We start from the raw sequence: 26888 nt of genomic DNA on the forward strand, positions 1-26888 counted from the left end.
CGAGGCCCTGACCTGCTGGGATCGCACGTCGCAGCGGGGGTGATACGCGCTGTTCACGAAGAATTGGCCATATGTTCGCCTCGGCCGGGCCCGGTCGTCGCCCCGCGTCTCGGGGCAGGCCCGGCCCCTCACCGTCTCGCGCTTCACCGGCGGCCCGGCTTCTCGCGGTCCCGCGCGTCATCAGCGGTCCGGCCCTCACAGCCCCGCCGAAAGCCGCGGGCAGGGCCGCCATGCCGACCGTCGTCCCCTTGGTTGAGCAGGCACAAACGCTTGTGCCATCGTCTGACTCATGGATCAGCTCGCGGCGCTGCTCGACGGCCCCAGAGCTCGCGGCGCCTTCCTCCTGCGCTCGATCCTCGACCCGCCGTGGTCGCTGCGCATCCAGGACGAGGCTCCGCTGTCGGTGGTCACGCAGGTGCGGGGCGAGTCGTGGATCACGTTCGACGACGCCGAGCCCGTACGCGTCCAGGCCGGGCAGGTGGCGGTCGTACGGGGGCCTGAGCCGTACACGGTGGCCGACGACCCGGCGACGGCGCCGCAGATCGTCATCCACCCCGGCCAGCGCTGCACCACCGTCGACGGTGAGTCCCTCTACCAGTCCATGGACCTCGGCGTGCGCACGTGGGGCAACGACCGCGACGGCGAGACCGTGCTGCTCACCGGCACCTACACGATGGAGGGCGAGGTCAGCAGGCGGCTGCTCGACGCGCTGCCCCGGCTGATCGTGCAGCCGGGCGGCCCGCTCACCACGCTGATGAGCGCTGAGATCGTCAAGGACGAGCCGGGCCAGGAGGCCGTCCTCGACCGGCTGCTCGACCTGCTGCTCATCGCGGTGCTGCGAGCCCACTTCGCCGCGAACGAGGCGCCGGGGTGGTACCGCGCGATGAGCGACCCCGTCGTCGGCAAGGCCATGCGCCTGCTGCACAACGACCCGGCCCGCCCGTGGACGGTCGCCTCGCTGGCCGCCGAGGTGGGCGTGTCGCGGGCCTCGCTGGCGCGGCGCTTCACCGAGCTGGTGGGCGAGCCGCCGATGGCGTTCCTCACCGACTGGCGGCTGGCGCTGGCCGCCGACCTGCTGCGCGAGCCCGGCGCGACGATCGGCTCGGTGGCCAGGAAGGTCGGGTACGGCAGCCCGTTCGCGCTCAGCGCGGCTTTCAAGCGCGTACGCGGGGTCAGCCCCCAGCAGCACAGGGCCGGAGCGGCGCCGTGAAGCCGCTGCTGCTGCTCGACGTGGACGGCGTGCTGAACCCCATGGGCCCGCCCGCCGCCGGTTACCGGCGCTACCGGTGCACGATCGGCGCCGAGGTCTACACCGTGCACCTCAACCCGGCCCACGGCCGCCGCCTGCTGGAGCTGGCCCTGAACACCGGGTCCGAGCTGGTCTGGGCCACCACGTGGGAGCACCACGCCAACGACTGGATCGCGCCGCGCATCGGGCTGCCCACGCTCCCGGTGATCCCGATGAGCCCCGGCGCGCCGAGCGAGCACGGGGAGATGTTCAAGACGCCGCATGTGGCGGGGTACGTCGGCCGGCGGCCGTTCGTCTGGTTCGACGATCAGGTGTGGGCGGAGGACGAGGAGTACCTCAGGGTCCATCAGGGTCTGGAGAATTTCCTCCTTGTTCATGTGGACCCGGCGGAGGGTCTGACCAGCCGTCATCTGGGCATGGCACAGAAGTGGCTGACCCTATCAGGGTTTTCTCAGGGTCCTGAGAGGATCTGATCCGCGTTGCCATCCGTTTCTCACGTAGGACGACACACCACAACGAAGGAACACAGCATGTACCGCTCACGAGAGCACAGGATCCTGGCCGGCGTCTGCGGCGGCATCGCCGACAAGCTGGGCCTGCCGCCGACGCTCGTCCGCATTCTCTGGCTGTTGCTGTCGCTCATCCCCGGCCCGCTCTGGGTCGTCTACGTCGCCATGTGGATCCTCATCCCTGAGGAGCCGAAGGGTTACCGGGCGGCATAGCGCCGGCGCGCCCACGGTCCGTCGCGCGGAAGAGCGCGAGCGCGACCAGTTCCACGCAGACCGCGGCGGCCGGCAACCAGCCGCTGCCGTACGTCTCCAGCACGAGCCCGCCGAGCGCGGCACCGCACGACACGCCCACGTAGACGGCGCTGCTGTTGAGCGCGAGCGCCTGCGGCGCCGCCGGGCCGGCGAGGGCGATCATGCGGGCCTGCGCGGGCGGCGGGATCCACCACGACGCGCCCGCCCAGAGCAGCAGCAGCGGCAGCAGGGCGAGCAGCGGGACCGGCCGCAGGATCTGGCAGAAGGTGAGGGCGGCCATCACCGCCGCGAACGCGGCCACGCCCGCGGTCATCGCCCGGCTCACGCCCCACCGGTCGGCCGCCCTGCCGCCGAGCTGGCCGCCGGCGAGCCCGGCGAGACCGGCGAGCACGAACACCCAGCCCAGCTCCACCGGCCCGGCGCCGGCCAGGTCGCGCAGGAACGGGGCGAGATAGCTCAGCACCATCATGCTGCCCAGCACGATCGCGACGATCCCAAGCAGACCGAGCAGCACCTGGGGCCGGGCCAGCGGGGCGAGACGCTCCCTGATCGGCATGGCGGGCTGCGGCGGCAGGCCGGGCAGCGTGATCATGACCGTCGCCAGCGCGACGAGCCCCAGCGCCGCGCCCAGCCCGAACGTGGCCTGCCAGCCGAAGGCGCCGCCCACCCACGTGCCGAGCGGCACGCCGAACGTCAGCGAACCGGTCAGCCCGCCCATCACCAGCGCCAGGTAGCTCCCCTGCCGCCCCTCGGGGGCCGCGGAGGTGGCGATGGCGTACGCGGCGGGGACGACGGCGGCGGCGGCCACGGCGGCCAGCACGCGCAGGCCGAGCAGCACCGCGTACGAACCGGTGAAGGCGGCGGCCGCGTTGGCCGCGACGAACAACCCCAGCGCGCAGGCCAGCAGCGCCCGCCTCGACCAGGTGGCGGTCACCACCGAGGCCACGGGTGCGGCCAGCGCGAACGCCAGCGAGAAGGCCGTGACGAGCTGCCCGCCCATGGCCTCGCTGACTCCGAGGTCGGCGGAGAGCGCGGGCAGCACCCCGGCGATCACGTAGTCGTCGGTGGCGAATGTGAAGGTGGTGAAGGTCAGCGCGAGCAGCCAGGCGGGCAGGCGGGCACGCCGGCGTACGTCGATGGACATGGGTATCCCCTGAAATAAAGGTAACAGTCGTTTCCCCGGTAGGGTAACAGTCGTCACCTCAATGGCGTCAAAGGGAAAACAGCCATGGCCAGGACCGCCGATCCGCACCGCCGCGGCGAGCTGCTCGACCAGATCATCGACTACCTGGCCGACCACGGCCTCTCGACGCTGTCCATGCGCCCGCTGGCCCAGCACCTGGGCAAGTCCACCCGCGTGCTCACCCACCACTTCGCCGACAAGGAAGAGCTGCTGTCGGCCACCATGGAGCGCCTCGACGAGCGCCACCGCGCCTGGCTGCGCGGTCTGCCGGGCTGGTCGGGCTCCGAGAGCGTGGGCACGATCATCCGCCGTACGTGGGACTGGCAGTCCCGCGAGGAGAACGTGCCGATCGCCCGGCTCATCCACGAGATCGAAGGGCTCGCGGCGGCAGGCAAGCTGCGCGGGCACGTGCCGAGGCTGCTGGCCGACCGGTCGGAGTTCGTGGCCGGGCTGCTGCGCGATCGCGGCGTGCCGGAGCCGGAGGCGACGCGGATCTCGACGCTGGCGAACTCGGCGTACACCGGGCTGCAGATCGACTTCCTCACCACGGGCGAGCGCGAGCGGGTGGAAGAGGCGCTGGACCGGCTCTGCGAGCTGGTGGACGAGTGGGTGGCGGCCCACAGCGGGTAAAAGCGGGCCTACCTGCGGCGTCGCCAGTCAAGGGCCGGGCATATCCTCAGAAACATGAGGGCAAGGCCGCTGACGCTCATCCAGGATGAGCTCGTCGAATACGACCAGGCTATGGAGCGCATGACCAACCTCGTCGGGCAGCGCCAACGGGAGGAGCGGCCGGACACGCTCTGGCTGCTGAGCCATCCCTCCGTCTACACGATCGGGCGACGCACCCCGGCCGAGCACCTGCCCGACCCTTCCCACGGCATCCCCGTGGTCGAGACCGGTCGCGGCGGCCAGCTCACCTATCACGGGCCCGGCCAGCTCGTCGGCTACCTCATCGTCAAGCTGGACGAGGGCGAGGGCATCGTCGACTACGTTCGCGAGGTGGAGCTCCGGCTGGTGGAGGCGCTGGGCAAGCTGGGGCTGCCGGCCGAGCGCCGCGACACGCCGCCGGGCTCCGAGCTGCTGACCGGCGTGTGGACGGTGGAGACCGGACGCAAGATCATCTCGATCGGCATGCGCCAGAGCCGGGGCGTCACCAGCCACGGGTTCGCGCTCAACGTCGACGGCGACCTGACGCCGTGGAGCTGGGCGGTCGCGTGCGGGATGCCCGACGTCGACATGACCTCGCTCAAGCGCGAGATGGGCAGCGCGGACATGGACGAGGTCCGCAAGGTGGTGGCGGAGGCATTCGAAGCCTCTTGACGCGATAAGTCATTACGAAGTAGGGAACTTCGGTAATTTCGTCGCGCACATAACGCCAAATACGCGATGATCCATCTTCGTCGCACGCCCCAACGGGGGATCGATCGAAGATTGGAGCATCGTGCGAAGAAGGTTCACCCTGCTCGCCGCCGCCTTAGTGGCGGTGGCGACGCTGTCGCCCGTCCCGGCCGCCAGTGCCGAGGTGACGCAGCCGGCGCGCACCATCACCTGGGCTCCGTGCGAGGAGGAGCCGTCTGCCGAGTGCGGCACGCTGACCGTGCCCATCGACTGGTCGCAGCCGGACGGCCCGACCGTCGACATCGCGGTCGCCCGCCGCAAGGCCACCGACCCCGACGCCAGGATCGGCTCGCTGGTCATCAACCCCGGCGGCCCCGGCGGCTCGGGCGTCGAGGCCGTGTACGGCGCCCCCGGCTCCTACACCGAGGAGCTCCAGCGCCACTTCGACATCGTCGGCTTCGACCCCCGGGGCGTGGGCCGCAGCCACCCGGTGATCTGCTCGGCGTCGGTCTACAACCAGATGCCGCACACGGTCATCAAGAGCCAGGCCGAATTCGAGGCGTGGGACGCCTTCACCAAGCGCCTGCACCAGGACTGCCGTGAGCGCACCGGCCCGCTGTACGACCACGTCGACTCCACGGACGTCGCCCGCGACATGGACGCCCTGCGCGAGGCGCTCGGCGAGGAGAAGCTCACCTACTACGGCATCTCCTACGGCACGCTGATCGGCCAGATGTACGCCGAGCTGTTCCCTGACCGCGTCCGCGCGCTGGGGCTGGACAGCAACATGGACCACAGCCTCGACGTGGCGGGCTTCCTGGCGACGGAGGCCGTCGCCGTCGAGGACGCCTTCGACCAGTTCGTCGGCTGGTGCGAGCAGGAGCCGAGCTGCGTCCTGCACGGCCAGGACATCCGGGCGATCTGGAAGAACCTGCGGGAGAAGGCTCAGCGGGGCGAGCTGATCTACCCGAGCACCGGCACGAAGATGACGGAGCTGCAGGTCATCTACAACGCCGCGCTGGGCAACGAGGGGCCCGACTGGGTGACGCTCAGCCAGACCATCAACTGGCTGAACGGCGGGCCCGAGCCCGACTGGGTGCCGCCGCTGCCCGGCCGGGGGCCGGTGGAGGGCGACGTGGCCGAGCTGCCGACCACGATCCTGTGCCAGGACTACGACCTCCGGGTGCGCAACTACGCCGAGTACGCCGCGCTGATGAAGGTCTCCAACGCGCTGGCGCCCGACACGCGGTACCACCCGTACCCGATCGACGACCTGCCGATCTGCATGAACTACAAGACGACCAACCCGCCGCACGAGCTGCGGTACACGGGTGACGCGCCGCTGCTGCTCGGCAACTCGCTGCACGACCCCGCCACGCCGTGGATCTGGTCGGCCAACGCGGCCCGCCAGCTCGGCCCGAAGGCGGTGCTGCTGACGTACGAGGGGTGGGGCCACCGCATCTACGGCAAGGACAAGTGCCAGACGGACATCTTCGACGAGTACCTGATCTCGCTGAAGGTGCCGCCGCACGGCACCCGCTGCGCGGTGGGCACGCCTGAGGAGAACGTGCTCAAGCGCCAGGCGGACACGCGCCTGTGGCCGACGGATCGGCTGAGCTGGGCCGGCTGAGCCGCATCCGACAGCAACGCCCGGGGGTCCCGCGAGGCCCCCGGGCGTTTCCGTGTCAGGACACGAGGTTCTCGTCCACCGTGCGGCGCGGCCCGGTGAACCAGTGCCGGGCCGACAGCGCCCACCACAGCGCGATCCCGATGAGCACGATGCCCACCGCGACGGGCGCGTAGTTGACCGAGGTCCAGGTGAACTCGGGGTTGCCAGGCACCCCTTCGGGCGAGAACGGCATGATGAAGTAGACCGACACGATCACGATCTCGACGCAGGCGATCCAGCACAGCGGCTTGTACGCGCGGCCCAGCGTCCACGGCCCCGGCTGGAACGCCTCACCCATGCGCAGCCGCAGCCAGATCGGGATGAGGAAGGCCAGGTAGAGGCCGATGACCGCGATCGAGACGACGGCGTAGAACGCGACGGGCGTGGTCAGCCCGGGAGGTGCGTAGAGCGCGGGCAGCGTGATGAGGGCGGCGACGGTGCAGCCGGCCACGATGGCGTTGACCGGGGTGCGGTTGCGGTCCACCTTCGACCACAGCCGCCAGCCGGGCACGGCGCCGTCGCGGGCGAACGCGTACGTCATGCGCGACATCGAGGTCACGCAGCTCATCCCGCAGAAGAACTGCCCGATGGTGGAGATCGCGAAGATCGCGGTGGCCAGCGGGGACGACAGCGCGGTCTCGAAGATGGCGCCGACGAACCCGGACTGGGCGTTCAGCTTGTCCACGTCGGTGGCGGCGAACAGGAACGCGAGCAGCAGGATCCAGCCGCCGATCGCCGAGTAGAAGATCGACTGCCACAGGCCGCGCGCGGCGGTCCTGGCCGCGCCCTGCGTCTCCTCCGACACGTGGGCGCAGGCGTCGAACCCGGTGATCGTGTACTGGGTGAGCAGGAAGCCGAGCGGCAGCACGTACAGCCAGAAGGTCAGGCCGTCGGAGCCGGAGCCGAAGCCCGAGGTGTTGTTGGTGCCGAAGAAGACGAAGCCCGCCGACTGGTGCTCGCCGGGCGCGAAGACGAGGATGGCGACGACGATCGCGGCGCCGGCCACGTGCCACCAGACGGAGATGTTCTGCAGCAGCGAGATCAGCTTGTGGCTGAAGATGTTGATCAGCGCGTGCAGCGCCAGGACGATCACGAACAGCAGGAACGCCTGGGGGAGAGTGCCCTCCCACGCGCCGCCGGTCAGCCGGTTGAGCGTGATGTTGAGGAACGTGGCGCAGCCGTAGTCCACCGACGCGGTGACCGCGATGAGGCCGATGAGGTTGAGCCAGCCGGTGAACCAGCCGTGGATCGGCCCGCCCAGCTTGGCGGCCCACCAGTAGATGCCGCCCGCCGTGGGGTACGCCGAGACCAGCTCCGACATGCACAAGCCGATGATGAGGATGAACAGGGAGATCAGCGGCCAGCCCCAGGAGATGGCGATGGGGCCGCCGTTGTTCCAGGCTTGTCCGAAGGTCGTGAAGCAGCCGGCCAGGATCGAGATGATTGAGAAGGAGATCGCGAAGTTCGAGAAACCGCTCCAGGTGCGTGCCAGCTCCTGCTTGTAGCCGAGCTCGGCCAGCCGCCTGGAATCCTCTTCTGTTGTCATTGAGGTCTCCCTGGGGGGCGGAGGACGCTCCTTATGGTCTACGTCTAGACCATTTCTCCCCAGGGGACAAGGCGTTACGAGCTCGTTTCGACCTCGCCCGGGGGTGGCCCTCTCGTACGGGAAAGGCCACCCCGGAAGGCGTCAGCCCTCGCCGAGCACGTCGGTGACGGTCTGGCAGAACGCTTTGAGGTCGTCCGGCTTGCGGCTGGTCACCAGCGGACCGGGGCCCTCGGTGTCGACCACGACCTCCTTGTCCACCCAGGTCGCCCCGGCGTTGCGCAGGTCGGTTCGCAGGCTCGGCCACGAGGTGAGCGTGCGCCCGCGTACGACGTCGGCCTCGATCAGCGTCCACGGCGCGTGACAGATGGCCGCCACCGGCTTGCCCGCCTCGAAGAAGGCCCGGACGAAGCCCACGGCGTCGGACGACATGCGCAGGAAGTCCGGGTTGGCGACGCCGCCGGGCAGCACCAGGCCGTCGTACGCGGCCGGGTCGGCGTCCGTGACGGTGTCGTCGACGGCGAAGTGGTCGGCCTTGTCCAGGTGGTTGAACGCCTGGATCCGGCCGGGGGAGGTGGAGACCAGCCTGGGTGTGCCGCCGGCCTGTTTGACCGCCTTCCACGGCTCGGTGAGCTCCACCTGCTCGACTCCCTCGGGTGCCACCAGAAAGGCGATGGTCTTGCCGTCCAGCATGAGAACCCCCTTGTGCGGCGTGTTTCCACCCCTCTTTCCGTGGGGGACCCATGTATGCGTCTTTACCCCTAGGGGGTATAGAGTGCCGTCATTGGAGCCGATGAGGAAGGAGTGTTCGCATGACCGTGGCCACGTACCAGGTCAAGGGCATGACCTGCGGTCATTGTGCCAGTGCCGTGACCGAGGAGGTGAGCGCCATCGCCGGGGTGAGCGCGGTCGAGGTCGACGTCGCCTCGGGCGCGGTGACCGTCACCAGCCAGGCCCCCGTCGACGACGCGCTGATCGGCGCCGCCGTGACGGAGGCCGGCTACGAGCTGGTGGGCAGGGCCGCGCCCGTCGAGCTGCTGCCGATGGCCGGCGGGTGCTGCGGTGGTGGCGCCTGCGCCTGCGGCTGACCCGAGGGTCACCAGGGCAGTGGGCCCTTGGCGCTGAAGTAGCCGCCGGTCGGGCCGTCGGGGCCCACCTGCGCCATCCGCACGATGATCTCGGCGCCCTCCTCGACGGTCTGGATGCCGGTGTTGTGGTTGAGGTCGGTCTTGGTGTAGCCGGGCTCGACCGCGTTGATCCGCATCTCGGGGAACGCCTTGGCGAACTGAACCGTGATCATGTTGACCGCGGCCTTCGACGCCGGGTACGCCACGCCGGGGTAGTCGTACACCGGCGTCCCCGGGGTGGTGACGGTGGTCAGCGAGGCCAGGCCGCTGCTGACGTTCACCACGACGGGGGCCTGCGAGCGGCGCAGCAGCGGCACGAAGTGGTGCAGCACGCGCACGACGCCGAAGACGTTGGTGTTGAACGTCTGGTACATCAGGTCGCCGGTCACCTCGGCCGCCGTGTAGATGCCGGCGTCCGGCTTGCGCTCCTCGACGCCCGCGTTGTTGACGAGCACGTCGAGCCCGCCGTCGGCCTCGATGGCGGCGGCGGCCTTGGCGACGGAGTCGTCGTCGGTCACGTCGATCTGCACGAACCGGGCGCCGAGCCGCTCGGCGGCCTGGCGGCCCCGCTCGGCATTCCTGGCGCCGACGTAGACGGTGTGGCCGGCCTCGATGAGGCGGCGGGCGGTCTCGTAACCGAGACCCTTGTTGGCTCCTGTGATCAGTGTCGTTGTCATGTTCACAGTCTGCGTCCGCGGCTCCTGAGCAGCCAGAGCCCTCATTTTCCTGGGACTCGCGGTACCAGGAAGGGGCAGACTGGACACCATGGCGAAGGAGTTCGGGCAGGCGGTGCGCCGCTGGCGGGAGCGGATACGACCGGAGGCGGTGGGGCTGCCCGCGACAGGTCACCGCCGCACCGCGGGGTTGCGCCGCGAGGAGCTCGCGACGCTCGCGGGCATCTCCGTCGATTATGTCGTCCGCCTGGAGCAGGGCCACGCCACCAACCCCTCGCCGCAGATCGTCGAGGCGCTGGCGCGGGCGCTGCACCTGTCGGACGAGGAGCGCGCCTACCTGTACGAGTCCGCGGGCCTCGCCCCGCCCGGGCCCGACATGGTGCCCGTCAGGATCCCGCCCAGCGTGCTGCGGATGATCGACCGGCTCGACGGCGCCGCTGTCGCCGTCCACGACGCGGCCTGGACGCTGCTGCTGGCCAACCCCCTGTACACCGCACTCGTCCCCGATGCGGCGCAGTGGCGCGGGCGCGAGCGCAACGCCGTGTGGCGCGTCTTCATGGGCACGGGCTCCACCCTGGTCAGGCGCTCGCCCGAAGAGCAGGCCGACTTCGAAGAGGCGCTGGCCGGCGACCTGCGCACCACGGCGGGCCGCTACCCCGCCGACCGCGCGCTGAAGGAGCTGATCGCCGAGCTGCGGGCGGGCAGCCCGCGCTTCGCCGAGCTGTGGGACTCGGGCACGGTCGACCGCCAGGTGGGCGGGCGCAAGACGTTCGACCATCCCGAGGTGGGGTCGATGACGCTCGACTGCGACATTCTCAGCGTGGCCGGCAGCGATCTCCGGATCATCGTCTACACCGCCGAGCCCGGCACTCCCGACGCCGAGCGGTTCGCCCGGCTCGCCCGGCGGTCGATGGCGCCCGCGGAGACGTGACGCCAGCTCACGGCGCTGCCAGGACCACTGAAAATTTACACCGCTGTTGGAAACGAAGATGAAACAATTTTCCGTCACTCGTTGACATGCGGTCTCCATATGGTGTGCCTTCTTCTACACAGAGAACCCCCCGCCTGAAGGTGAGGCACGTATGAGGAAATGGTTCGCACGCCTGGCAGCGCTGGGCGTCGCGCTATTAGTGGCCGGTCAGGGCACGACGGCTGCCCTCGCACAGGAGCCCGCGGCGGGGAAGAAGATCATACGCGTCGGCGCGACGCAGTCGATGGACTCGATGAACCCATTCCTCGCGGTCCGTCTGATCTCGACGTCGATCCACCGCTGGATGTACGGGTTCCTCACGGTCCCCGACTCCAAGACGCTCGCGCCGAGCCCTGACCTGGCCGAGTCGTGGAGCACGTCCGAGGACGGGCTCACCTGGACGTTCAAGATCCGCCAGGCGAAGTGGTCCGACGGCCAGCCGATCACGGCCGAGGACGCCGCCTGGACGTTCAACAAGATGATGACCGACGACGCCGCCAAGACCGCCAACGGTCCGGCGGTGGAGAACTTCGAGAGCGTCACCGCCAACGGCCAGGACCTGATCATCAAGCTCAAGGCGCCGCAGGCCAGCATGCTGGACAACCCGGTCCCGATCATGCCCAAGCATGTCTGGGAGAAGGTCACCGACATGGCCAACTACGACGCCGAGGTGTACCCGACGGTCAGCAGCGGCCCGTACTTCGCGGTCGAGCACAAGAAGGACCAGTACGTCAAGCTGCAGGCCAACCCGAACTACTGGCGCGGCAAGCCCAAGATCGACGAGCTGCAGGTCATCTTCTACGACAACCCGCAGGCCGCCATCGCGGGCCTGAAGAACGGCGACATCGACCTGCTCGGCCGGATGTCCCCGCCGGAGTTCGAGGCCATCCAGAACGACCCGAACATCGTCGCCTGGAACCAGCAGGGCCGCCGCTCGGCGTACCTGCAGATCAACCACGGCGCCACCACCAGCGACGGCAAGCCCGTCGGTGACGGCCACCCGGCGCTGAAGGACCAGAAGGTCCGCCAGGCGCTCCACTACGCCATCGACAAGCAGAAGCTGGTCGACGAGGTGCAGAACGGCCTGGCCAAGCCCGCCGACGGCTCGATCGTCCCGCCGATGTACCAGGACTTCTTCTGGGAGGCCACCGGCGACACCAAGGTCACCTACGACCCGGCCAAGGCCAACCAGATCCTCGACGACGCGGGCTACAAGAAGGGCCCCGACGGCATCCGTACGATGCCCGACGGCAAGCGCAAGCTGGAGTTCCGCTTCAGCATCCACACCGACACCCCGATCGAGGACAAGCTCGCCGAGTACCTGACGGGCTTCTTCAAGGAGATCGGCATCTCGCTGACCACCAAGAAGCTCGACTCCAGCAAGTTCACCGAGGAGACCGGCGTCACCGGCCTGTTCGACATCGCGATCAGCGGCTGGTCGGTCAACCCCGACCCCGAGGAGGTCCTCGCCACCCACCTGTGCAGCCGGCGGCCCAGCCCGACCGGTGAGGGCGGCGGCACCGAGTCCTTCTACTGCGACGAGACCTTCGAGAAGCTCTACAAGGAGCAGCAGAAGGAGCTCGACCGGGCCAAGCGCGCCGAGATCATCAAGAAGATGCAGGAGCGTCTCTACACCGACGCCCCGATCATCGCGATCTACTACACCAACGACCTTGAGGGTTACCGCAAGGACCGGATCGCCAGCATCACCCCGATCCCCGAGGACAACGGCATCCTCTACGGCGGCAGCAGCTACTGGCCGTTCTACACCGTGGAGGCCAAGGAGGCCGCGGCGTCCGGTTCGAGCGCCGAAGGCGGCTCCAACACCGGCGTCATCGTGGGAGTCGTGGGCGGTGTGGTGGTCATCGCCCTGGCGGGCTTCCTCCTGAGCAGGCGGCGCAAGAGCACCGCTGACGAACGCGAATGACGACACCGCTCGAAGCAGCAGAGCCCGCCGCCCAGGCGGCGGGCCCTGGTGACGAGCGCCCCACCCGCCGCGGCACGCTGCAGTACGCGCTGGCCAAGGCCGGTGGGGCGCTGTTCAGTATCGCCATGGTGATCGTCGGAACCTTCTTCGTGTTCCGGCTGCTCCCCGGCGACCCCGTACGCAACCTGGCCCAGGGCCGGAACATGACCCCGGCCCAGCTCGACCTCGAACGCCGCAGGCTCGGCCTCGACAAGCCGCTCATCGACCAGTTCTTCCAGTTCGTGGGCGACACGCTCAGGCTCGACCTCGGCACCTCCTACGAGTACAAGCGGCCGGTCATCGACCTCATCGGCGAGCGCATCGGCCCGACGCTGCTGCTCGCGGGGACCGGCCTGGTCATCGCGGTCAGCCTGGGCGTCTGGCAGGGCACCAGAGCGGGCTGGCGGCACGGCAGCGGCTTCGACCGCTTCTCCACCGGCCTGTCGCTGCTGCTGTGGTCGGTGCCGACGTTCTGGCTCGGGCTGCTGCTGATGATGGTCTTCGGCGTCGGCATCGGGCCGATCCCCGGGCTGTTCCCGTTCCGCGGCATCGAGAGCGTGGACGCGCCCGACGGGTTCGCGTACGTGCTGGACGTCGCCTCCCACATGGTGCTGCCCTGCCTGACGCTGGTCGCCGTGGTGTACGCCCAGTACCTGCTGATCATGCGCTCCTCGCTCCTTGAGGAGGTCGGCCAGGACTACGTCACCGTGGCCAGGGCCAAGGGCCTGCGCGACGACGACGTGCGCCGCAAGCACGCCGTGCCCAACGCGCTGCTGCCCACGGTCACGCTGGTGTTCATGCGCATCGGCTTCGTCGTCGGCGGCGCCGTCACCGTGGAGACCATCTACACCTGGCCGGGGCTCGGACAGCTGTTCTACGAGGCGGTCAGGGTGCCCGACTTCACGCTCATGCAGGGAACGTTCATGCTGATCACCGTCGCGGTCATCGTCATGAACACGCTGGCCGACGTGGTCTACCACGTGCTCGACCCGAGGGTGAGGTCCGCATGACGGCTGTCGCCACGGCCCGCAGGAAGCAGGCGCTGATCCGCTTCTGGGCCGGGTTCCGCACGCACCGCGGCGGCGTCGCCGGGCTGGCCGTCCTCGCGATCGCGGTCGTGCTCGCGCTCATCGCGCCCTGGTTCATCGACGAGTCGGTCACCAGCGTCATCCAGAACACCGGGCAGCGGTGGGCCGCGCCGAGCCTGTCCGAGCCGTTCGGCACCGACGAGTCAGGCCGGTCCATCCTGCTCATGGTCTGGTGGGGCTCGCGCACCTCGCTGTTCATCGGGTTCCTCGCCGCGCTGCTCAGCATCGTGATCGGCCTGGTCGTCGGCATCACCGCGGGCCACTTCCGCGGCTGGGTCGGCGCCGCGCTCATGCGCGTCACCGACTGGTTCCTGGTGCTGCCCTCGCTGGTGACCGCGCTCGTCCTCGCCGCCATCCTCGGCGGCAGCACGTTCACGATCATCGCCGCGATCGGCATCACCACCTGGCCGTCCACCGCCCGGCTCATCCGGGCGCAGACGCTCGCCGTCGAGGCCAGGCCGTACATCGAGCGCTCCAAGGCGCTCGGCGCCGGACACTGGCACATCACCACCCGGCACGTGCTGCCGAACGTGGCGCCGCTGCTGCTGGCCAGCACCACCCTGGAGGTGGCCAGCGCCATCGTCACCGAGTCCACGCTGGCCTTCCTCGGCGTCAGCTCCAACCGCACCTCCTGGGGCACCATGCTCCGTGCCTCCTACGACTGGGGCGCCGCCACCCAGGGCGCCTGGTGGTACATCCTCATCCCCGGCCTCGCCATCCTCATCGTGGTCATGGCGTTCACGCTGGTCGGAAGGGCCCTGGAGGCCGTGCTCAACCCGAGGCTGAGGAGGGCCGCATGAGCCTGCTCGAACTCGACGACGTCTCCGTGACCTACCGCATCGCCTCGGGCGAGGTGCCCGCCGTACGCGGGGTGTCGCTGAAGCTCGAGGCCGGTGCGGCGCTCGGCGTCGCCGGCGAGTCGGGGTCCGGCAAGTCGACGCTGGCCATGGCGCTGCTGCGGCTGCTGCCCAAGGACGCGAAGATCGGCGGCCGCATCCTGCTCGACGGCGAGGACGTCCTCACCATGAAGTGGGGGCGCATGCGCGCCGTGCGCTGGGCGGAGGCGTCCATCGTCTTCCAGGGCGCGCAGCACGGGCTCAACCCCGTACGCAGGATCGGCGACCAGATCGCCGAGCCGCTGCTCGTGCACAACCTGGCCAAGCCCGACGCCGCCCGCGAACGCGTCGCCGAGCTGCTCGACGCGGTGGGCCTGCCCGCCTGGCGGGCCCGCAGCTACCCGCACGAGCTGTCGGGCGGCCAGCGGCAGCGCGTCATGATCGCGATGGCGCTGGCCTGCTCGCCGCGCCTGATCATCGCCGACGAGCCGACCACCGCGCTCGACGTGATGGTGCAGGCCCAGGTACTCAGCCTGATCAAGGACCTGGTGGCCGAGCGCGGCATCTCGCTGATCATGATCTCGCACGACCTGTCGGTGCTCGCCGACGTGTGCGACCAGCTCGCGGTCATGTACGCGGGCCGCGTCGTCGAACACGGCCCGTCCCATGAGGTGTTCCACGACGCCAAGCACCCCTACAGCCGGGCGCTGGCGGCGGCTTTCCCGACCGTCGGCGACCCGGTCTCGCGCATGGCGCCCAAGGGCCTGGGCGGCGACCCGCCCGACCCGATGGACCTGCCGAGCGGCTGCGCCTTCCACCCGCGCTGCCCGGTCGCGCGCGACACGTGCGCCGAGCTCGACGTGCGGTTGTGGCCGGCCGGTCCAGGACGTACGGCGGCGTGCGTGCACGCCCGGGCCGAGGAGGAGGTCGGCTCATGACCGAGACGAGCACCGCCACCGAACAGACCGGCACCACGGGCGCCACCCTGCTGGAGGCCCGTGACCTGCACGTGGAGTTCGCCTCCAGGGGCCGCAAGGCCCGCGCCGTGGACGGCGTGAACCTGGCCATCGGGCAGGGCGAGATCGTCGCGCTCGTCGGCGAGTCCGGCTGCGGCAAGACCACGCTCGCCCGCACCCTGCTCGGCCTCGAACGCCCCACCTCGGGCGAGGTCCGCTACGACGGCGCGAGCCTCGCCTACGCCACCAAGGCGCTGCGCGCCTACCGCAGGCAGGTGCAGCTCGTCCTGCAGGACCCGACCGGCTCGCTCAACCCCCGCCACACCGTGTACGAGGCGGTCGCGGAGGGCCCGCGCATCCACGGCCTGCCCGACGAGCGCGACATCGTGGCCACCGCCCTGTCCAGGGCCGGGCTGCGGCCGCCCGAGCGCTTCTTCCAGCGCTACCCGCACGAGCTCTCCGGCGGCCAGCGGCAGCGCGTCGTCATCGCGGGCGCGCTGGCGCTGAACCCGAAGGTGCTCGTCGCCGACGAGCCGGTGGCCTCCCTGGACGCCTCCGTACGCGGCGAGATCCTCGCGCTGCTGCTCAGGCTGCGCGAGGAGCTGGGCCTGTCGGCCCTGGTCGTCACCCACGACCTCGGCCTGGCCTGGAACATCGCCGACCGGGTGGCCGTGATGTACCTCGGCAGGATCGTCGAGTCGGGGCCCGTCGAGCAGGTGCTGACCGCGCCGCGCCACCCGTACACGCAGGCGCTGCTGTCGGTGCTGCCCGAGTCGCCCGAGCGGATCGTGCTGACCGGCGAGCCGCCCGACCCGACCCGCATCCCCGCGGGCTGCCGCTTCCACGCCCGCTGCCATGTGCTGGCGTCGGGCAAGGCGGCCGAGGCCGGGGTGGCCGAGCGCTGCCGTACCCAGCTCCTGGACATCCTGCCCGCCGTGCCGGACGCCCAGGCGGCCTGCCACTACGCCGAGACGGTCACCTGATCCGCCCGGCCGGCCCGCCATCGGGCCGAAGACGGTCTTCCGACGCCGGCGCCGGACCTCACCTGAGGGCTCGGCGCCGGTCTTCATGTGAGGTCGGCGTCGTGCACCAGGATGGCGGCCTGCACGCGGTCGGCCAGGCCCAGCTTGGCCAGCACGCTGCGGACGTGCGCCTTCACCGTGGCCTCGCTCAGGCGCAGCTCGCGGCCGATCTCCGCGTCGGACAGGCCGCGGGCAGCGCCCTGATCACGTCCTCCTCCCGGCCGGTCAGCGCGGCGAGCCGCCTGCGGGCGATCTCGGCCCGGGAGGGGGTCCGGCGTGCGTAGGAGGCGATGAGGTGCTTGGTGACCGAGGGCGCGAGCATCGCCTGACCGGCCGCCACCGTGCGCACGGCGGCGGCCAGCTCGCGCGGCGGGGTGTCCTTCAGCAGGAACCCGACGGCGCCGAGGCGCAGCGCCTCGTGCACGTACTCGTCCAGATCGAACGTGGTCAGCATGATCAGCTTGGGCGGGTTCGGGGGGCGGCCCTTGCCGCCGTTCGCGCCTGACGTTCGGGGAGCCTCGTTGCGGACCTCCACGCGCAGCTCGTCCTCGCCGTAGCGGATCAGCACGTCGGCGCCGGCCCCGGCCGCGTGCTTGTGCACGTTGGTGAGCGCCTCCTGGATCACCCGGTACGCGGCGCGCTCGACCGTCTCGTGCACCGGCCTCGGCTCGCCCTCCTCGCGCCTGGTGACCGCGATGCCGAGGGCCCTGGACTGGTCGAGCAGCCGGTCGAGGTCGCCGAGCGTGGGCTGGGGCCGCAGGGCGTCGGCGTTCGTGGACTACGCGGTGCTCAGGAAGCCCCTGGGTCTTCCCGCACAACCGCTCGACGGCGCCCGGGCATGGGAGATCACCCGGGCGCACCTGACGGCGTTCGTGGACCGGCACCTGCTGGGCAGGCGTACCCCGGTCGAGGACTATCCGGAGGTCACCGACCACTCCCGTACGAAGCCGCAGAAGAGCCGGTGACGCCGTACCCGGGTCAGAAGGCGCTGATGGTGGCTGGAGCGCGCTCGGCGCGGCTCAGCGCGCGGATGACGGCCGTGGGGCCGTGGCGGTGGACGGCCAGCCTGGCCAGCAGCTCGACCACCGGGTCGATCACCGACGACGGCAGCGCGGGCGTGTCCACGCCGACGCTCGCGGCCAGGTCGTCGCAGTGGACGACCAGCTCCACGAGCCGGGTCAGCAGAAAATCGTCGAGCTTCAGCGACCAGCCGGCCGGGGTGATCACGACCCGGTCGGCCGGCTCGGAGGCCAGCGCGGCGCGCTGCATGTCGAGCAGCGCCTGGCTCCGTTCGAGCAGCAGGGCGGGCCCGGCGGCGGCCGCGGCCTCGCCGCCCCTGCGGATGCTCAGGTTGCTCTCGTGATCGAGCCCCGCCTGGACCCACGGCGAACGCATGTAGTGCTCGAGGAGCGAGATCGGCTCTTGGACGGGGCCGTTCGGTGACAGCGCCTCGCCGACCCTGACGAGCTGGTGCGCGAGGTGTCCTGCGAGCCCCGCGACGCTGAACTCCACCAGCGCGCTCGGCTTGTCCCATGACGCCGCCACGGCCGGGTGGCCGAGGAGCCTCACCGCCGACTCCGCCGCCAGCAGGTAGGACTGCCTGGTCTCGCCCATAGGTCGCTCTCTCCCGGATTCAGGTGGTTGCAGCGTTGACACACACCACTAACAACCGCCCGTCACGTTGCCATCCCGCCCGATGACATCCCCGGGTCAGGCCAGTGCGCGGCCGATGGCCGACCTGACGAACGCGCGGGCCAGCCGGCCTCTCCTGTACCGGCTGAGCACCGGCCGCTCGGTGCCGTAGCGGCGGGCGCGGATGTCGGCGATCAGCACGCCGGGCGCACCCATCTCGTGCAGCACCTCAAGGGCCTCTCGCTTGGTGATGAGCCGGCCGTCCCGCAGGGTGACCGTGGCCCGGGCGACCGTCACCATGCCGAGGTCCACCCATACGTCCTGCAGCCAGCGCCGCCGCCCCTGCGCCCTGACGAGCCAGAAGTCGCGCAGGTCGGAGCGGATGAAACGGGCCAGCTCCTCGTCCGACACCGGCGGCAGCACCTCGGCCGGCGGCGGGCCGTACAGGACCTTGCCGCCCTCGTGCAGCTCGCGCCGCGTCACCGCCGTCACCGGGCGGCGGAAGATGCGCTGGTGCGCCCACGTGATGTGCTCGGCGCTGAGGTCGTCGAGCTCCTGCCTGGCCATGTACGAGCAGTGCAGCCGCTCCGCAAGCGGCAGGCGTAACCGCCGATGCACCGCCTTGATCCGCCGCCAGTGATCCATGGTCGGGGTGGCGTCGAGGACCGCGACCAGGTCGAGGTCGCTGTGTCCCGGCTGGTAGTCGCCGGCCGCGAGCGAGCCGTGGGCCCAGAGCGCGACCAGGGGAACGGCCGGCTCGACACCCTCGAGAAAAACCTTTAGCAGGCGTTCCGTCGCTGCGTCCATGATGGCAACTATGATCGATACCCGGCTGTCTGGAAAGGTCGCGCTGATCACCGGCGCCAATCACGGCATCGGGGCGGCGATCGCCCGCGCGCTGGCGGCGGAGGGCGTCGCGGTCTTCCTGACGTACAAACGGCTGCCGCCGCTCAACGATCCGGTCTACCCCGCGGCCTACGACCAGGCACGCGCCGGCGACGCCTCCGGCGTGGTGGCCCGCATCCGTGAGGCGGGCGGCACGGCCGAGGCGCTGGAGGCCGACCTCGCCGACCCCGAGACGCCCAAGAGGCTGTTCGACGCGGCCGAGAAGGCGTTCGGCCCGGTGGAGATCCTGGTCAACAACGCCAGCGGCTGGCTCAGCGACACCTTCGCCGCCGCCGAGCGCGACTCCTTCGGCCGCTCGCTGCGCCGCGTGGACGCCGAGACCTACGAGCGGCTGTTCGCCATCGACGTACGCGCGCCCGCGCTGCTGATCTCGGAGTTCTCCCGCCGCCACCTGGAGCGCGGCGCGACCTGGGGCCGCATCATCGGCCTCACCTCGGGCGGCCCCGACGGCTTCCCCACCGAGGTCAGCTACGGCGCGGCGAAGGCCGCCCAGGAGAACTACACCATGTCGGCCGCGCGCGAGCTGGGCCGCCACGGCATCACGGCCAACATGGTCCACCCGCCCGTCACCGACACCGGCTGGATCAATGAGAAGGTCGCGATCGCCCAGGCCGCCAACGGCGTGCTGCCCGAGGTGGCGCAGCCGGACGACGTGGCCGAGGTGATCACGTTCCTGGCCTCGCACCAGGGGCGCAGAGTGACGGGGCAGGTCATCAAGATGTACTGAACGGCGCGCCGGTCCGCTCACCGCTCGTAGAGGTGGACTTCAGCGGCGTGCGGCGGCTTCCTGCGGCGTGCGGTGGCTTTCTGCGGCGTGCGGTGGCGTGCGGTGGCGTGCGGTGCTTGCGCATGGCGCCCTTCGCGACGTCGCCCCCGTGCATCGCCGCGGCCCGCGCTGCGACGCATGGGGCGGGCGCGCGGCCGAGAGAAGCTCTACCGGGCCGCCGAGCTCGCGCTGCGACGCATGGGCGGGCATTCATGCTTCGACGGCCATCGAGATGTCTGAAGCCTAGATTCCGGTCCGGGGCCGTTCCCGGGCTCCACCGGGCCGGGGTCGGTGCGTGCGCCCTGCCCGGTGCAACGCACTGAGCCGGAGGCTGTGGATGTCCGATGAGATTCCGATGACCGATGATCGCGAACCGGCGCTGGTCGTCACGTCGATGATCGACCACGTACTCGACCTGGCGGCGACCTGGACACTGTGGGACGGTCGCCCGGTGCGCGTCGATGAGCGGGTCTACACCCCGCACAAGGCGATCCGCCGGGTCACCGACCACCTCATCGATCACCTCGCTGAGGTGGAGGCACGGCTGGCCGGCAACCCCACGATCCTTGATCACTGGCATGCGTCGGCCAGCACGACTCCTGCTGATCTGGCGCCTTTCACCGACGAAGACCTGAACGAGGCCAGGTGCCGGCTCACCCGGCTCGGCCGGATCTGGGCCGACCGGCTGACCGCGCTCACTCCGGACCAGCTCGACCGCTCGCCCGGTGAGGGCTGGACGTTCCGGCAGATCGCGTTCCACGTGGCCGGCTCGGCCTACTACGCCGACTCCGTCGGAGACCTGTCGAAGGCCGGAGCCGACCGCTGACCTGTCATCGCCTCGCACCAGGGGCGCAGGGTGGCGGGGCAGGTCATCAGGATGTGCCGAAGAGTGCGCTGACCGACTCGCCGTCGTGGATGCGGCGCATGGCTTCGGCCAGTGCGGGTGCGATCGACAGGACGGTCAGCTTGTCGCCGGCCTTGGCGGGCGGGGGCACGGTGTTGGTGCAGACGATCTCCTCGACCTCGGGCAGCGCGCTGAGCCGCTCGATCGCGCCGTCGGCGAACAGGCCGTGGGTGCAGGCCACGCGTACGGATCTGACCTTCTGCTCGCGCAGCCGGTCGAGCAGCTCGATGACCGTGCTGCCCTTGGCGATCTCGTCGTCGAGAATGATCACGTCTTTGCCGGCCACGTCGCCGATCACCGAGCTGATCACCACGCGGTCGTCGGGGAAGCGCTGCTTGGCGCCCATGGCGACGCCGGTGCCGAGCAGACGCGCGAACTGCGCGGCCTCCTTGGCGTTGCCCAGGTCGGGGGAGACGACGACGGTGTCGGACAGGTCGTAGCGGCGGAAGTGCGCGGCCAGCTCGCGCAGCGCGTGAAGGTGGTCGACGGGCACGCTGAAGAAACCGTGCACCTGCGGCGAGTGCAGGGTCATCGCGAGCACCCTGCTCGCGCCCGCGGCCACCATCAGGTCCGCGACCAGGCGGGCGCCGATCGAGATGCGCGGCGCATCCTTCTTGTCACTGCGTGCGTACGCATAGTGAGGGAGCACCACGGTCGTCCGCGCGGCGGAGGCGCCACGGGCGGCGTCGAGCATGAGCAGCAGCTCCACGAGGTGCTCCTGCACCGGTGGGACGAGCGGCTGGATGAGGAACACGTCGCGCTCGCGGCAGTTGGCCTGGAGCTGGACTTCGAGGACGTCGTTGGCGAAGCGGTTGATCCGGACCGGGTGGAGCGGAGTGCCCAGGTGGGCGCATATCTCCTCGGCCAACTCGGGGTGAGCACTGCCACTGAAGACCGTGATGTCTCGCACGTTTCACAGATCGTAGCCACCGGCTGTGACATTCCCCGGCACCGCCCCCGCGCGGGGCGAGCCGTCGGCCCCGGTCAGGCGCTCCACACCTCGGCGTCGGCCAGGAACGCGGTGGCCGAGTCGGCGGCGACCGGCGTGCCGCCGATGGTCACGGTGCCGGTCTCGCACGGCATGAACACGTTGGTGAGCAGATGGGGACGGCCGCCGAGGTCGAACTCCGGCACGCGTACGGCCCGCCGCTCGCGGGGCGGCCCGGGGATCTCGACCGTCACGTCGGCGGCCGTGGCCCGCAGCCCCTTGTCCAGGTCGAGCTCCATGTCGACGGGCGCCTCGGTGAGCTCGGGCGCTGGCCAGGCCAGGCCGCGCACCTCGGGGAAGTGCCGGGTGAAGTCGCCCGCCAGCCACGCACCCAGCTCAAGGTCCTCCGCGACGACCCTGGTCGTGCCGCGGTGCCACAGCACCAGGGCGTTCCCCTTGCCGCGCTCTGACCAGTCGACCCGCCACACGGATGCGAAGGCGACCCGCTCGCCGCCGAGGGACAGGGTGAGGCCGGGGTTGGCCCCGATCAGCCGGACGACCATGCCGATCACCCTATCCGCCCCGCGTCGAGCGCGCGCACGGGTCAGCGCCGCAGCAGTTGAGGGGTGAGGGCGTTGGGCGCAGGCATGGGTCGGCGTAGCAGTTGGGGGGTGGGGTGTCGGGTGCAGGCGTGGGTCGGCGCAGTAGTGGGGGTGAGGGTGCCGAGCCACGCACGGGTCAGCGCAGCAGTTCGGGAGTGAGGGCGTCGAGGGAGGGGAGGACGCGCCAGGCGAGGGCGAGCGCGTCTGGGGCGGGCGGGTAGCGGGGGTGCGGGACGGCGATCACGTGCATGCCGGCCGCGTACGCCGAGCGCAGCCCGTTGCTGGAGTCCTCGACCGCCACGCAGCCACGCGGGTCGGCGCCCAGCCGCCGCGCCGCCTCCAGGTAGCCGTCGGGGGCGGGCTTGCCCCGCTCGACCTCCTCCGTGGAGACGGTGGCCGCGAAGCACTCCTTCAGCCCGGCAGTGTCGAGCACGACGTCGATCAGCCGCCGCGGCGACGAGCTGGCCAGGCCCAGCGTGACCGTCTCCGACAGGCGGCGGACGGTCTCGACGGCCTTCGGCATGAGCGGCACGCCGTCGCGGTAGCGGGCGGCCATCTCGTCGATCACGCCGCGCGCGATCTCGTCGGGGGTCTGCTGGACGCCCAGCTCGTGCAGGTAGGCCGCCCACTCGCCGGTGCTCATGCCCATGAGCCTGGTCTGCGTGTCGGACTGCCAGGTGCCGCCGTGGCCTGCGACGTACGCCCGCCGCACCTCCTCCCACACCGGCTCGGAGTCCACCAGCACACCGTCGAGATCGAAAACACAGGCTTCCACGCGAACCAGCCAATCACATCCCGGCTTGCCGGAGGTTCATCCTCTTTAGTCCATCTATTGAGCTATATGTCTGATTCATTGGGCATTCGGCTTTCCATGGCAGACCTTCCATTTCACGACCGTGGTGACTTCGAGGATGCCGACCGGGGCTTCATCGCCGCACTCACCCCCGGCGTCATCAAATCCGTGGACGGCGACGTCGTGTGGGACAACGACTCCTACGGTTTCCTCCAGGGAGACTGCCCGAGCACCGCCCATCCCGGCCTGTGGCGGCAGGGCGAACTCTGCTCCCGCCAGGGCCTGTACGAGGTCACAGAAGGCATCTACCAGGTACGCGGTCTCGACCTGTCGAACATGACGCTGGCCGAGGGCGAGCGCGGCGTCGTCGTCATCGACCCGTTGCTGTCCACCGAGTGCGCCGCCGCCGCGCTCAAGCTGTACCGCGCCCACCGGGGCGATCGCCCGGTCACCGGCGTCGTCTACACCCACGCCCACGTGGACCACTTCGGCGGCGTGCGCGGGGTCACGAGCGGCGGCGTGCCGATCCTCGCCCCGGCGGGGTTCATGGAGCACGCGGTCACCGAGAACGTCTACGCGGGCCCCGCCATGGCCCGCCGCGCCGTCTACATGTACGGCCCCGCCCTGCCCCGCTCCCCGGAGGGTCAGATCGGCTCCGGCCTCGGCATGACGGTCTCGACCGGCACGATGTCGCTCATCCCGCCGACGCTGGAGATCACGCGTACCGGCCAGGAGGAGGTCGTGGACGGCGTACGAATGGTCTTCCAGCTCACGCCGGGCGCCGAGGCCCCCGCCGAGATGAACGTGCACTTCCCCGGCCACCGCGCGCTGTGCCTGGCCGAGAACTCCACCCACAACCAGCACAACATCCTGCCGCTGCGCGGCGCGATCGTCCGCGACGCGCGCGCCTGGGCCCGCTACCTCACCGAGGCCATCGCGCTCTTCCTCGACGACACCGACGTGGCCTTCGCCTCGCACCACTGGCCGACCTGGGGCCGCGAGCGCATCGAGCGCTTCCTCGCCCAGCAGCGCGACATGTACGCCTACCTGCACGACCAGACCCTGCGCCTGATGAACAAGGGCCTGACGGCGGCCGAGATCGCCGAGGTCATGCAGCTGCCGCCCGAGCTGGAGCAGTCCTGGCACACGCACGGCTTCTACGGCAGCGTCAGCCACAACGTCAAAGCCGTCTACCAGCGCTATCTCGGCTGGTTCGACGGTAACCCGGCCCACCTGTGGGAGCACCCGCCGAAGGAGAGCGCGATCCGGTACGTCGAGTGCCTGGGCGGCGGCGCGGCCGTGGTCGCCTTCGCCCGCCGCTACATCGACGAGAACGACCTGCGCTTCGCCGCCCAGCTCCTCAACCACGCGGTCTTCGCCGACGAGGGCAACAAGGAGGCCCGCGACCTGCTCGCCGAGGTCTACACGCGGCTCGGCCACGGCGCGGAGAACGCCACCTGGCGCAACTGCTACCTCATGGGCGCGCTGGAGCTGGCCGACGGCATCGTCCCCGCCGGGCCGGACCGGCCGTCGCCCGACTTCTTCGCCGCGCTCACCTTGGAGCAGATCTTCGACTCGATCGCCATCAGGGTGGACGGTCCGCGCGCGTGGAACGAGCGGCTGACCATCGACTGGCACCTGACCGACCTGGGGCTGCGGCACCGTACGACGCTGTCGAACGGCGTGCTCGTCCAGCAGCCCGACCCGCGCGACGACGACGCGGCCGACCTGACCCTGCGGCTGACCCGCGCCCAGCTCATCGGCCTGCTGTCGGGCAAGGGCGTGGAGGGCGTCGAGCGTGAGGGCGACATCAACGCGCTGCGCCGGCTGGTCGCCGTGCTCGACCATCCGGTGCCGGACTTCGCCATCGTGACGGCCTGACGTTGCGGCCGGTCCCGCCATCGGCCTAACGCCCGTTCGGCCCAGCCATCGGCCTAACGCTCGCCGAGCCCGGCCTCGCGCTCGCTCAGCTCGGCGCGGAGCGCCTTGCAGGCGAGCGCGAGCAGCGTCACAAAGGCCGCCGCCACCCACGGCCCGACCAGCAGTGGCAGCGTCAGCTCGCCGGCGTGCCAGGCGGCGGCCAGGATCGCCGCGGAGGTCAGCACCGACACGCCGAACATGGCCGCCCACAGCGGCAGCGCGTGCAGGTACGCGAACAGCAGCGGAAACGCCAGCCACACGAACGCGGGCGCCGCCCAGGCGAGCACCGCCCACCCCGCGGTCACCAGCCCCAGCCACGCCGCCCTGCCGGGGCCGGGGGCCGCGGGCGCGACGGCGTACAGCAGGCCGAGCAGCACCCCTCCGGACGCGACCGCCGGCCGGTCCTCCTGCCAGGTGCCGGCCACGGCGACCGCCAGCACGCCGAGCCCCGTCGCGTGCACCGCCCAGCTCAGCAGACGGTACGGAATGTCAACATTCACGCACTCAGCGTAACTCCTGGCTCAGTTCCGTACGTGAGTGCGCAGACGAGGCACCGAGGAGAGCGCGAAGTACAGGATCCCGGCCAGCACCAGCGCGATCACGACCCCGATGTTCGCCGAGCCGAACGTGCCGCCCTCCAGCTCGTCGCTCATGAGGAACCCGACGACGTTCGCGATGTACGGGTCTGCCGAGGTGATCAGCCCGATCCCCACGAAGGACGCGACGATCAGCGACAGCAGCCCCGCCCGGTTGAGCGCGGGCGCGCCGGCCCGCAGCAGCCGCTCGTCGTACGAACGGCCGCCGCCGCGCAGCCGCCACATGTCGACCAGGAAGATCGCCGCCCACGAGGCCATCACGACGCCCACGATGGCGAGGAACGCCTGGAAGGTGGCCAGGAAGCTGGTGGAGACGAACAGCAGGTAGTAGCCGCCGAGCACCATGAGCAGCCCGTCGATGAGCACCGCCCAGTGCCGCCTGATGGGCACGCCGAGCGCCAGCATCGACAGCCCGGACGAGTAGATGTCCATGATCGCGCCGGCCAGGAAGCCGCCGATCGCGGTCAGCAGGTACGGCAGCAGGAACCAGGTCGGCAGCGCCGCCGCGAGCGCCGCCACCGGGTTGGCCCCCGCCTCCTCGGCCAGCTTCGGGTCTCCGCCGGCCAGTAGCACGCCGAACACCAGCAGCACCATCGGCGGCAGCGCGCCGCCGAGCGTCGTCCACAGGGTCACCGCGCGCGCGGACGAGGTGGCGGGCAGGTAGCGGGAGTAGTCGGCGCCGCAGTTGACCCAGCCGAGGCCGAGCAGCGTCATGGCGAAGATGACGCCGCCGGCCCAGCCGCCTGGGCCCGCCGTGGTCTCCAGCGAGACGCCGAGGTTGGGGGCCATGAGCACCATGTAGACGACGGTGAGCACGACGAACACGTACGTGAGGTGGCGTTGCACCACCATGATCATCGCGTGGCCGTACACGCCGACCGCGATCACCGCGAGGGCGGCGACGGCGAAGCAGGCGGCGGTGGTGGTCGTGGTGGAGACGCCGGGCGCGAGGCGGCCGATGATCTCCGCGCCGCTCTGCGCGGAGAGCGTGACCAGCACGATCTCCCAGCCGACGTTCGAGATGTAGGAGAACAGGGTGGGCAGCTTGTTGCCGTGGTAGCCGAACGGCGCCCGCCCGAGCGTCATCGTCGGCACGCCGGAGCGCGCCCCGCCCACCGCGACCAGCCCGACCAGCAGGAACGACAGCACGTACCCCACCGCGCCGGTAATGATCGCGGGCACCACGCCGAGCTGCAGCCCCACGATGTAGACGCCGAACGCCACTCCGAACAGCGACAGGTTCGAGCCCGCCCAGGGCCAGAACAGGTCGCGCGGCCGGCCGCGCCGCTCGTTCTCGGGAACGGCGTTGATGCCGTTCTGCTCGACCGCCATCGTGCTCATGATCGGACGGTACTCGTCGGGAGGTGGTATGGGCAAAGATAAATCCTGTTGAGCGATATCTCCCATTCTTCGGGGAATCATTCAGCTCGGTCCGGCGGAGGGGGTGATCGGCGCGTTC

Annotated in this window: 28 protein-coding genes and 1 pseudogene; 17 read left to right on the plus strand and 12 right to left on the minus strand. The window is 70.5% G+C overall.

What is annotated here, in order from left to right; all coding sequences use genetic code 11:
* Positions 1-289 precede the first annotated feature (289 nt).
* Genes AB0K67_RS21565 through AB0K67_RS21575 form a run of 3 tightly spaced genes read left to right on the plus strand, consistent with a single transcriptional unit; the run spans position 290 to position 1971 of the window.
* A complete protein-coding gene (locus AB0K67_RS21565) occupies positions 290-1210 on the plus strand; it encodes an AraC family transcriptional regulator (protein WP_364062728.1) in 921 nt (306 codons plus the stop codon).
* On the plus strand, positions 1207-1722 hold the full coding sequence (locus tag AB0K67_RS21570) for an HAD domain-containing protein (RefSeq protein WP_364062731.1): 516 nt from the start codon (positions 1207-1209) through the stop codon (positions 1720-1722). The genes AB0K67_RS21565 and AB0K67_RS21570 overlap by 4 nt, the downstream gene beginning before the upstream one ends.
* Before the next feature lie 57 nt (positions 1723-1779).
* On the plus strand, positions 1780-1971 hold the full coding sequence (locus AB0K67_RS21575) for a PspC domain-containing protein (RefSeq protein ID WP_364062734.1): 192 nt from the start codon (positions 1780-1782) through the stop codon (positions 1969-1971).
* Here the strand turns inward: AB0K67_RS21575 and AB0K67_RS21580 are convergent.
* Positions 1934-3154, minus strand: coding sequence for an MFS transporter (locus AB0K67_RS21580; protein ID WP_364062737.1), 1221 nt, complete (start codon positions 3152-3154; stop codon positions 1934-1936). The two genes, AB0K67_RS21575 and AB0K67_RS21580, sit on opposite strands and share 38 nt — an antisense overlap.
* Before the next feature lie 84 nt (positions 3155-3238).
* Here AB0K67_RS21580 and AB0K67_RS21585 point away from each other — a divergent pair, with 84 nt between their 5' ends.
* The 3 genes from AB0K67_RS21585 to AB0K67_RS21595 all read left to right on the plus strand — a co-directional run bounded on the left by AB0K67_RS21585 (position 3239) and on the right by AB0K67_RS21595 (position 6161).
* Entirely contained in the window at positions 3239-3823 is a 585-nt protein-coding gene (locus AB0K67_RS21585) for a TetR/AcrR family transcriptional regulator (RefSeq protein WP_364062740.1), read from the plus strand.
* 54 nt (positions 3824-3877) lie between these two features.
* Positions 3878-4513, plus strand: a complete 636-nt coding sequence (lipB, locus tag AB0K67_RS21590) for a lipoyl(octanoyl) transferase LipB (protein ID WP_364062743.1) — start codon at positions 3878-3880, stop codon at positions 4511-4513.
* Between the two features lie 121 nt (positions 4514-4634).
* On the plus strand, positions 4635-6161 hold the full coding sequence (locus tag AB0K67_RS21595) for an alpha/beta fold hydrolase (RefSeq protein ID WP_364062746.1): 1527 nt from the start codon (positions 4635-4637) through the stop codon (positions 6159-6161).
* Between the two features lie 55 nt (positions 6162-6216).
* Here the strand turns inward: AB0K67_RS21595 and AB0K67_RS21600 are convergent, their stop codons facing one another.
* Positions 6217-7746, minus strand: a complete 1530-nt coding sequence (locus AB0K67_RS21600) for an amino acid permease (protein WP_364062749.1) — start codon at positions 7744-7746, stop codon at positions 6217-6219.
* Between the two features lie 141 nt (positions 7747-7887).
* The gene (locus AB0K67_RS21605; RefSeq protein WP_364062752.1) at positions 7888-8436 is read right to left on the minus strand and encodes a type 1 glutamine amidotransferase domain-containing protein; all 549 of its coding nucleotides are present in this window, start codon (positions 8434-8436) and stop codon (positions 7888-7890) included.
* Positions 8437-8555: 119 nt separating this feature from the next.
* Between AB0K67_RS21605 and AB0K67_RS21610 the strand changes: the two genes are divergently transcribed.
* Complete coding sequence (locus tag AB0K67_RS21610) at positions 8556-8831, plus strand: heavy-metal-associated domain-containing protein (protein WP_364062755.1); 276 nt, start codon at positions 8556-8558, stop codon at positions 8829-8831.
* A gap of 8 nt (positions 8832-8839) precedes the next feature.
* On the opposite strand, the gene AB0K67_RS21615 is transcribed toward AB0K67_RS21610, so the two are convergent.
* A complete protein-coding gene (locus AB0K67_RS21615) occupies positions 8840-9547 on the minus strand; it encodes an SDR family NAD(P)-dependent oxidoreductase (protein ID WP_364062758.1) in 708 nt (235 codons plus the stop codon).
* 88 nt (positions 9548-9635) lie between these two features.
* Here AB0K67_RS21615 and AB0K67_RS21620 point away from each other — a divergent pair, with 88 nt between their 5' ends.
* The 6 genes from AB0K67_RS21620 to AB0K67_RS21645 all read left to right on the plus strand — a co-directional run bounded on the left by AB0K67_RS21620 (position 9636) and on the right by AB0K67_RS21645 (position 16343).
* Positions 9636-10475 carry a helix-turn-helix transcriptional regulator gene (locus tag AB0K67_RS21620; RefSeq protein WP_364062761.1) on the plus strand — a complete coding sequence of 280 codons (840 nt, stop codon included), beginning with the start codon at positions 9636-9638 and terminating at the stop codon, positions 10473-10475.
* A gap of 151 nt (positions 10476-10626) precedes the next feature.
* Positions 10627-12441, plus strand: a complete 1815-nt coding sequence (locus tag AB0K67_RS21625) for an ABC transporter substrate-binding protein (RefSeq protein WP_364062764.1) — start codon at positions 10627-10629, stop codon at positions 12439-12441.
* Positions 12438-13490, plus strand: coding sequence for an ABC transporter permease (locus AB0K67_RS21630; protein ID WP_364062767.1), 1053 nt, complete (start codon positions 12438-12440; stop codon positions 13488-13490). Before AB0K67_RS21625 ends, AB0K67_RS21630 begins: the two co-directional genes overlap by 4 nt.
* The gene (locus tag AB0K67_RS21635; RefSeq protein WP_364062770.1) at positions 13487-14368 is read left to right on the plus strand and encodes an ABC transporter permease; all 882 of its coding nucleotides are present in this window, start codon (positions 13487-13489) and stop codon (positions 14366-14368) included. The genes AB0K67_RS21630 and AB0K67_RS21635 overlap by 4 nt, the downstream gene beginning before the upstream one ends.
* Positions 14365-15342, plus strand: a complete 978-nt coding sequence (locus tag AB0K67_RS21640) for an ABC transporter ATP-binding protein (protein WP_364062773.1) — start codon at positions 14365-14367, stop codon at positions 15340-15342. The genes AB0K67_RS21635 and AB0K67_RS21640 overlap by 4 nt, the downstream gene beginning before the upstream one ends.
* Positions 15339-16343, plus strand: coding sequence for an ABC transporter ATP-binding protein (locus AB0K67_RS21645; RefSeq protein WP_364062776.1), 1005 nt, complete (start codon positions 15339-15341; stop codon positions 16341-16343). Before AB0K67_RS21640 ends, AB0K67_RS21645 begins: the two co-directional genes overlap by 4 nt.
* An 83-nt stretch (positions 16344-16426) precedes the next feature.
* On the opposite strand, the pseudogene AB0K67_RS21650 reads toward AB0K67_RS21645, so the two are convergent.
* Positions 16427-16917, minus strand: a pseudogene (locus tag AB0K67_RS21650) (response regulator transcription factor).
* A gap of 160 nt (positions 16918-17077) precedes the next feature.
* On the opposite strand from AB0K67_RS21650, the gene AB0K67_RS21655 reads away from it, so the two are divergent.
* The gene (locus AB0K67_RS21655) at positions 17078-17347 is read left to right on the plus strand and encodes a hypothetical protein (protein ID WP_364062779.1); all 270 of its coding nucleotides are present in this window, start codon (positions 17078-17080) and stop codon (positions 17345-17347) included.
* Positions 17348-17360: 13 nt separating this feature from the next.
* Here the strand turns inward: AB0K67_RS21655 and AB0K67_RS21660 are convergent, their stop codons facing one another.
* Together AB0K67_RS21660 and AB0K67_RS21665 are read right to left on the minus strand one after the other, a co-directional pair.
* A complete protein-coding gene (locus tag AB0K67_RS21660) occupies positions 17361-17996 on the minus strand; it encodes a maleylpyruvate isomerase N-terminal domain-containing protein (RefSeq protein ID WP_364062782.1) in 636 nt (211 codons plus the stop codon).
* Positions 17997-18092: 96 nt separating this feature from the next.
* Positions 18093-18821 (minus strand): nucleotidyltransferase domain-containing protein, encoded by a 729-nt coding sequence (locus AB0K67_RS21665; RefSeq protein WP_364062785.1) that lies wholly within the window; start codon positions 18819-18821, stop codon positions 18093-18095.
* Positions 18822-18831: 10 nt separating this feature from the next.
* On the opposite strand from AB0K67_RS21665, the gene AB0K67_RS21670 reads away from it, so the two are divergent.
* Positions 18832-19647, plus strand: coding sequence for an SDR family oxidoreductase (locus AB0K67_RS21670; RefSeq protein WP_364062788.1), 816 nt, complete (start codon positions 18832-18834; stop codon positions 19645-19647).
* A gap of 394 nt (positions 19648-20041) precedes the next feature.
* The gene (locus AB0K67_RS21675; RefSeq protein WP_364062791.1) at positions 20042-20512 is read left to right on the plus strand and encodes a hypothetical protein; all 471 of its coding nucleotides are present in this window, start codon (positions 20042-20044) and stop codon (positions 20510-20512) included.
* A 46-nt stretch (positions 20513-20558) separates the two neighbouring features.
* Here the strand turns inward: AB0K67_RS21675 and AB0K67_RS21680 are convergent, their stop codons facing one another.
* From AB0K67_RS21680 to AB0K67_RS21690, 3 genes are all read right to left on the minus strand, one after another.
* Positions 20559-21500: a ribose-phosphate pyrophosphokinase gene (locus AB0K67_RS21680; protein WP_364062794.1), complete on the minus strand. Its 942-nt coding sequence runs from the start codon at positions 21498-21500 to the stop codon at positions 20559-20561.
* Positions 21501-21574: 74 nt separating this feature from the next.
* Complete coding sequence (locus AB0K67_RS21685; RefSeq protein ID WP_364062797.1) at positions 21575-22081, minus strand: hypothetical protein; 507 nt, start codon at positions 22079-22081, stop codon at positions 21575-21577.
* Between the two features lie 175 nt (positions 22082-22256).
* Entirely contained in the window at positions 22257-22895 is a 639-nt protein-coding gene (locus AB0K67_RS21690; RefSeq protein ID WP_364062800.1) for an HAD family phosphatase, read from the minus strand.
* 96 nt (positions 22896-22991) lie between these two features.
* On the opposite strand from AB0K67_RS21690, the gene AB0K67_RS21695 reads away from it, so the two are divergent.
* The gene (locus AB0K67_RS21695; RefSeq protein WP_364062803.1) at positions 22992-24794 is read left to right on the plus strand and encodes an alkyl sulfatase dimerization domain-containing protein; all 1803 of its coding nucleotides are present in this window, start codon (positions 22992-22994) and stop codon (positions 24792-24794) included.
* 53 nt (positions 24795-24847) lie between these two features.
* On the opposite strand, the gene AB0K67_RS21700 is transcribed toward AB0K67_RS21695, so the two are convergent.
* Together AB0K67_RS21700 and AB0K67_RS21705 are read right to left on the minus strand one after the other, a co-directional pair.
* On the minus strand, positions 24848-25333 hold the full coding sequence (locus tag AB0K67_RS21700; protein WP_364062806.1) for a hypothetical protein: 486 nt from the start codon (positions 25331-25333) through the stop codon (positions 24848-24850).
* 21 nt (positions 25334-25354) lie between these two features.
* Positions 25355-26770, minus strand: a complete 1416-nt coding sequence (locus tag AB0K67_RS21705; protein ID WP_364062809.1) for a cytosine permease — start codon at positions 26768-26770, stop codon at positions 25355-25357.
* Between the last annotated feature and the right edge of the window lie 118 nt (positions 26771-26888).

The sequence above is a fragment of the Nonomuraea sp. NPDC052634 genome (assembly GCF_040678535.1).
GTDB lineage: Bacteria > Actinomycetota > Actinomycetes > Streptosporangiales > Streptosporangiaceae > Nonomuraea > Nonomuraea fastidiosa.

Coding starts and splice junctions, on each gene's coding strand:
- AB0K67_RS21655 (WP_364062779.1), top strand. CDS start 17,078: ATGCCGAGGGCCCTGGACTGGTCGAGCAGCCGGTCGAGGTCGCCGAGC.
- AB0K67_RS21580 (WP_364062737.1), bottom strand. CDS start 3,154: ATGTCCATCGACGTACGCCGGCGTGCCCGCCTGCCCGCCTGGCTGCTC.
- AB0K67_RS21620 (WP_364062761.1), top strand. CDS start 9,636: ATGGCGAAGGAGTTCGGGCAGGCGGTGCGCCGCTGGCGGGAGCGGATA.
- AB0K67_RS21695 (WP_364062803.1), top strand. CDS start 22,992: ATGGCAGACCTTCCATTTCACGACCGTGGTGACTTCGAGGATGCCGAC.
- AB0K67_RS21600 (WP_364062749.1), bottom strand. CDS start 7,746: ATGACAACAGAAGAGGATTCCAGGCGGCTGGCCGAGCTCGGCTACAAG.
- AB0K67_RS21675 (WP_364062791.1), top strand. CDS start 20,042: ATGACCGATGATCGCGAACCGGCGCTGGTCGTCACGTCGATGATCGAC.
- AB0K67_RS21585 (WP_364062740.1), top strand. CDS start 3,239: ATGGCCAGGACCGCCGATCCGCACCGCCGCGGCGAGCTGCTCGACCAG.
- AB0K67_RS21640 (WP_364062773.1), top strand. CDS start 14,365: ATGAGCCTGCTCGAACTCGACGACGTCTCCGTGACCTACCGCATCGCC.
- AB0K67_RS21625 (WP_364062764.1), top strand. CDS start 10,627: ATGAGGAAATGGTTCGCACGCCTGGCAGCGCTGGGCGTCGCGCTATTA.
- AB0K67_RS21665 (WP_364062785.1), bottom strand. CDS start 18,821: ATGGACGCAGCGACGGAACGCCTGCTAAAGGTTTTTCTCGAGGGTGTC.
- AB0K67_RS21670 (WP_364062788.1), top strand. CDS start 18,832: ATGATCGATACCCGGCTGTCTGGAAAGGTCGCGCTGATCACCGGCGCC.
- AB0K67_RS21565 (WP_364062728.1), top strand. CDS start 290: ATGGATCAGCTCGCGGCGCTGCTCGACGGCCCCAGAGCTCGCGGCGCC.
- AB0K67_RS21610 (WP_364062755.1), top strand. CDS start 8,556: ATGACCGTGGCCACGTACCAGGTCAAGGGCATGACCTGCGGTCATTGT.
- AB0K67_RS21685 (WP_364062797.1), bottom strand. CDS start 22,081: ATGGTCGTCCGGCTGATCGGGGCCAACCCCGGCCTCACCCTGTCCCTC.
- AB0K67_RS21630 (WP_364062767.1), top strand. CDS start 12,438: ATGACGACACCGCTCGAAGCAGCAGAGCCCGCCGCCCAGGCGGCGGGC.
- AB0K67_RS21645 (WP_364062776.1), top strand. CDS start 15,339: ATGACCGAGACGAGCACCGCCACCGAACAGACCGGCACCACGGGCGCC.
- AB0K67_RS21705 (WP_364062809.1), bottom strand. CDS start 26,770: ATGAGCACGATGGCGGTCGAGCAGAACGGCATCAACGCCGTTCCCGAG.
- AB0K67_RS21575 (WP_364062734.1), top strand. CDS start 1,780: ATGTACCGCTCACGAGAGCACAGGATCCTGGCCGGCGTCTGCGGCGGC.
- AB0K67_RS21605 (WP_364062752.1), bottom strand. CDS start 8,436: ATGCTGGACGGCAAGACCATCGCCTTTCTGGTGGCACCCGAGGGAGTC.
- AB0K67_RS21660 (WP_364062782.1), bottom strand. CDS start 17,996: ATGGGCGAGACCAGGCAGTCCTACCTGCTGGCGGCGGAGTCGGCGGTG.
- AB0K67_RS21635 (WP_364062770.1), top strand. CDS start 13,487: ATGACGGCTGTCGCCACGGCCCGCAGGAAGCAGGCGCTGATCCGCTTC.
- lipB (WP_364062743.1), top strand. CDS start 3,878: ATGAGGGCAAGGCCGCTGACGCTCATCCAGGATGAGCTCGTCGAATAC.
- AB0K67_RS21615 (WP_364062758.1), bottom strand. CDS start 9,547: ATGACAACGACACTGATCACAGGAGCCAACAAGGGTCTCGGTTACGAG.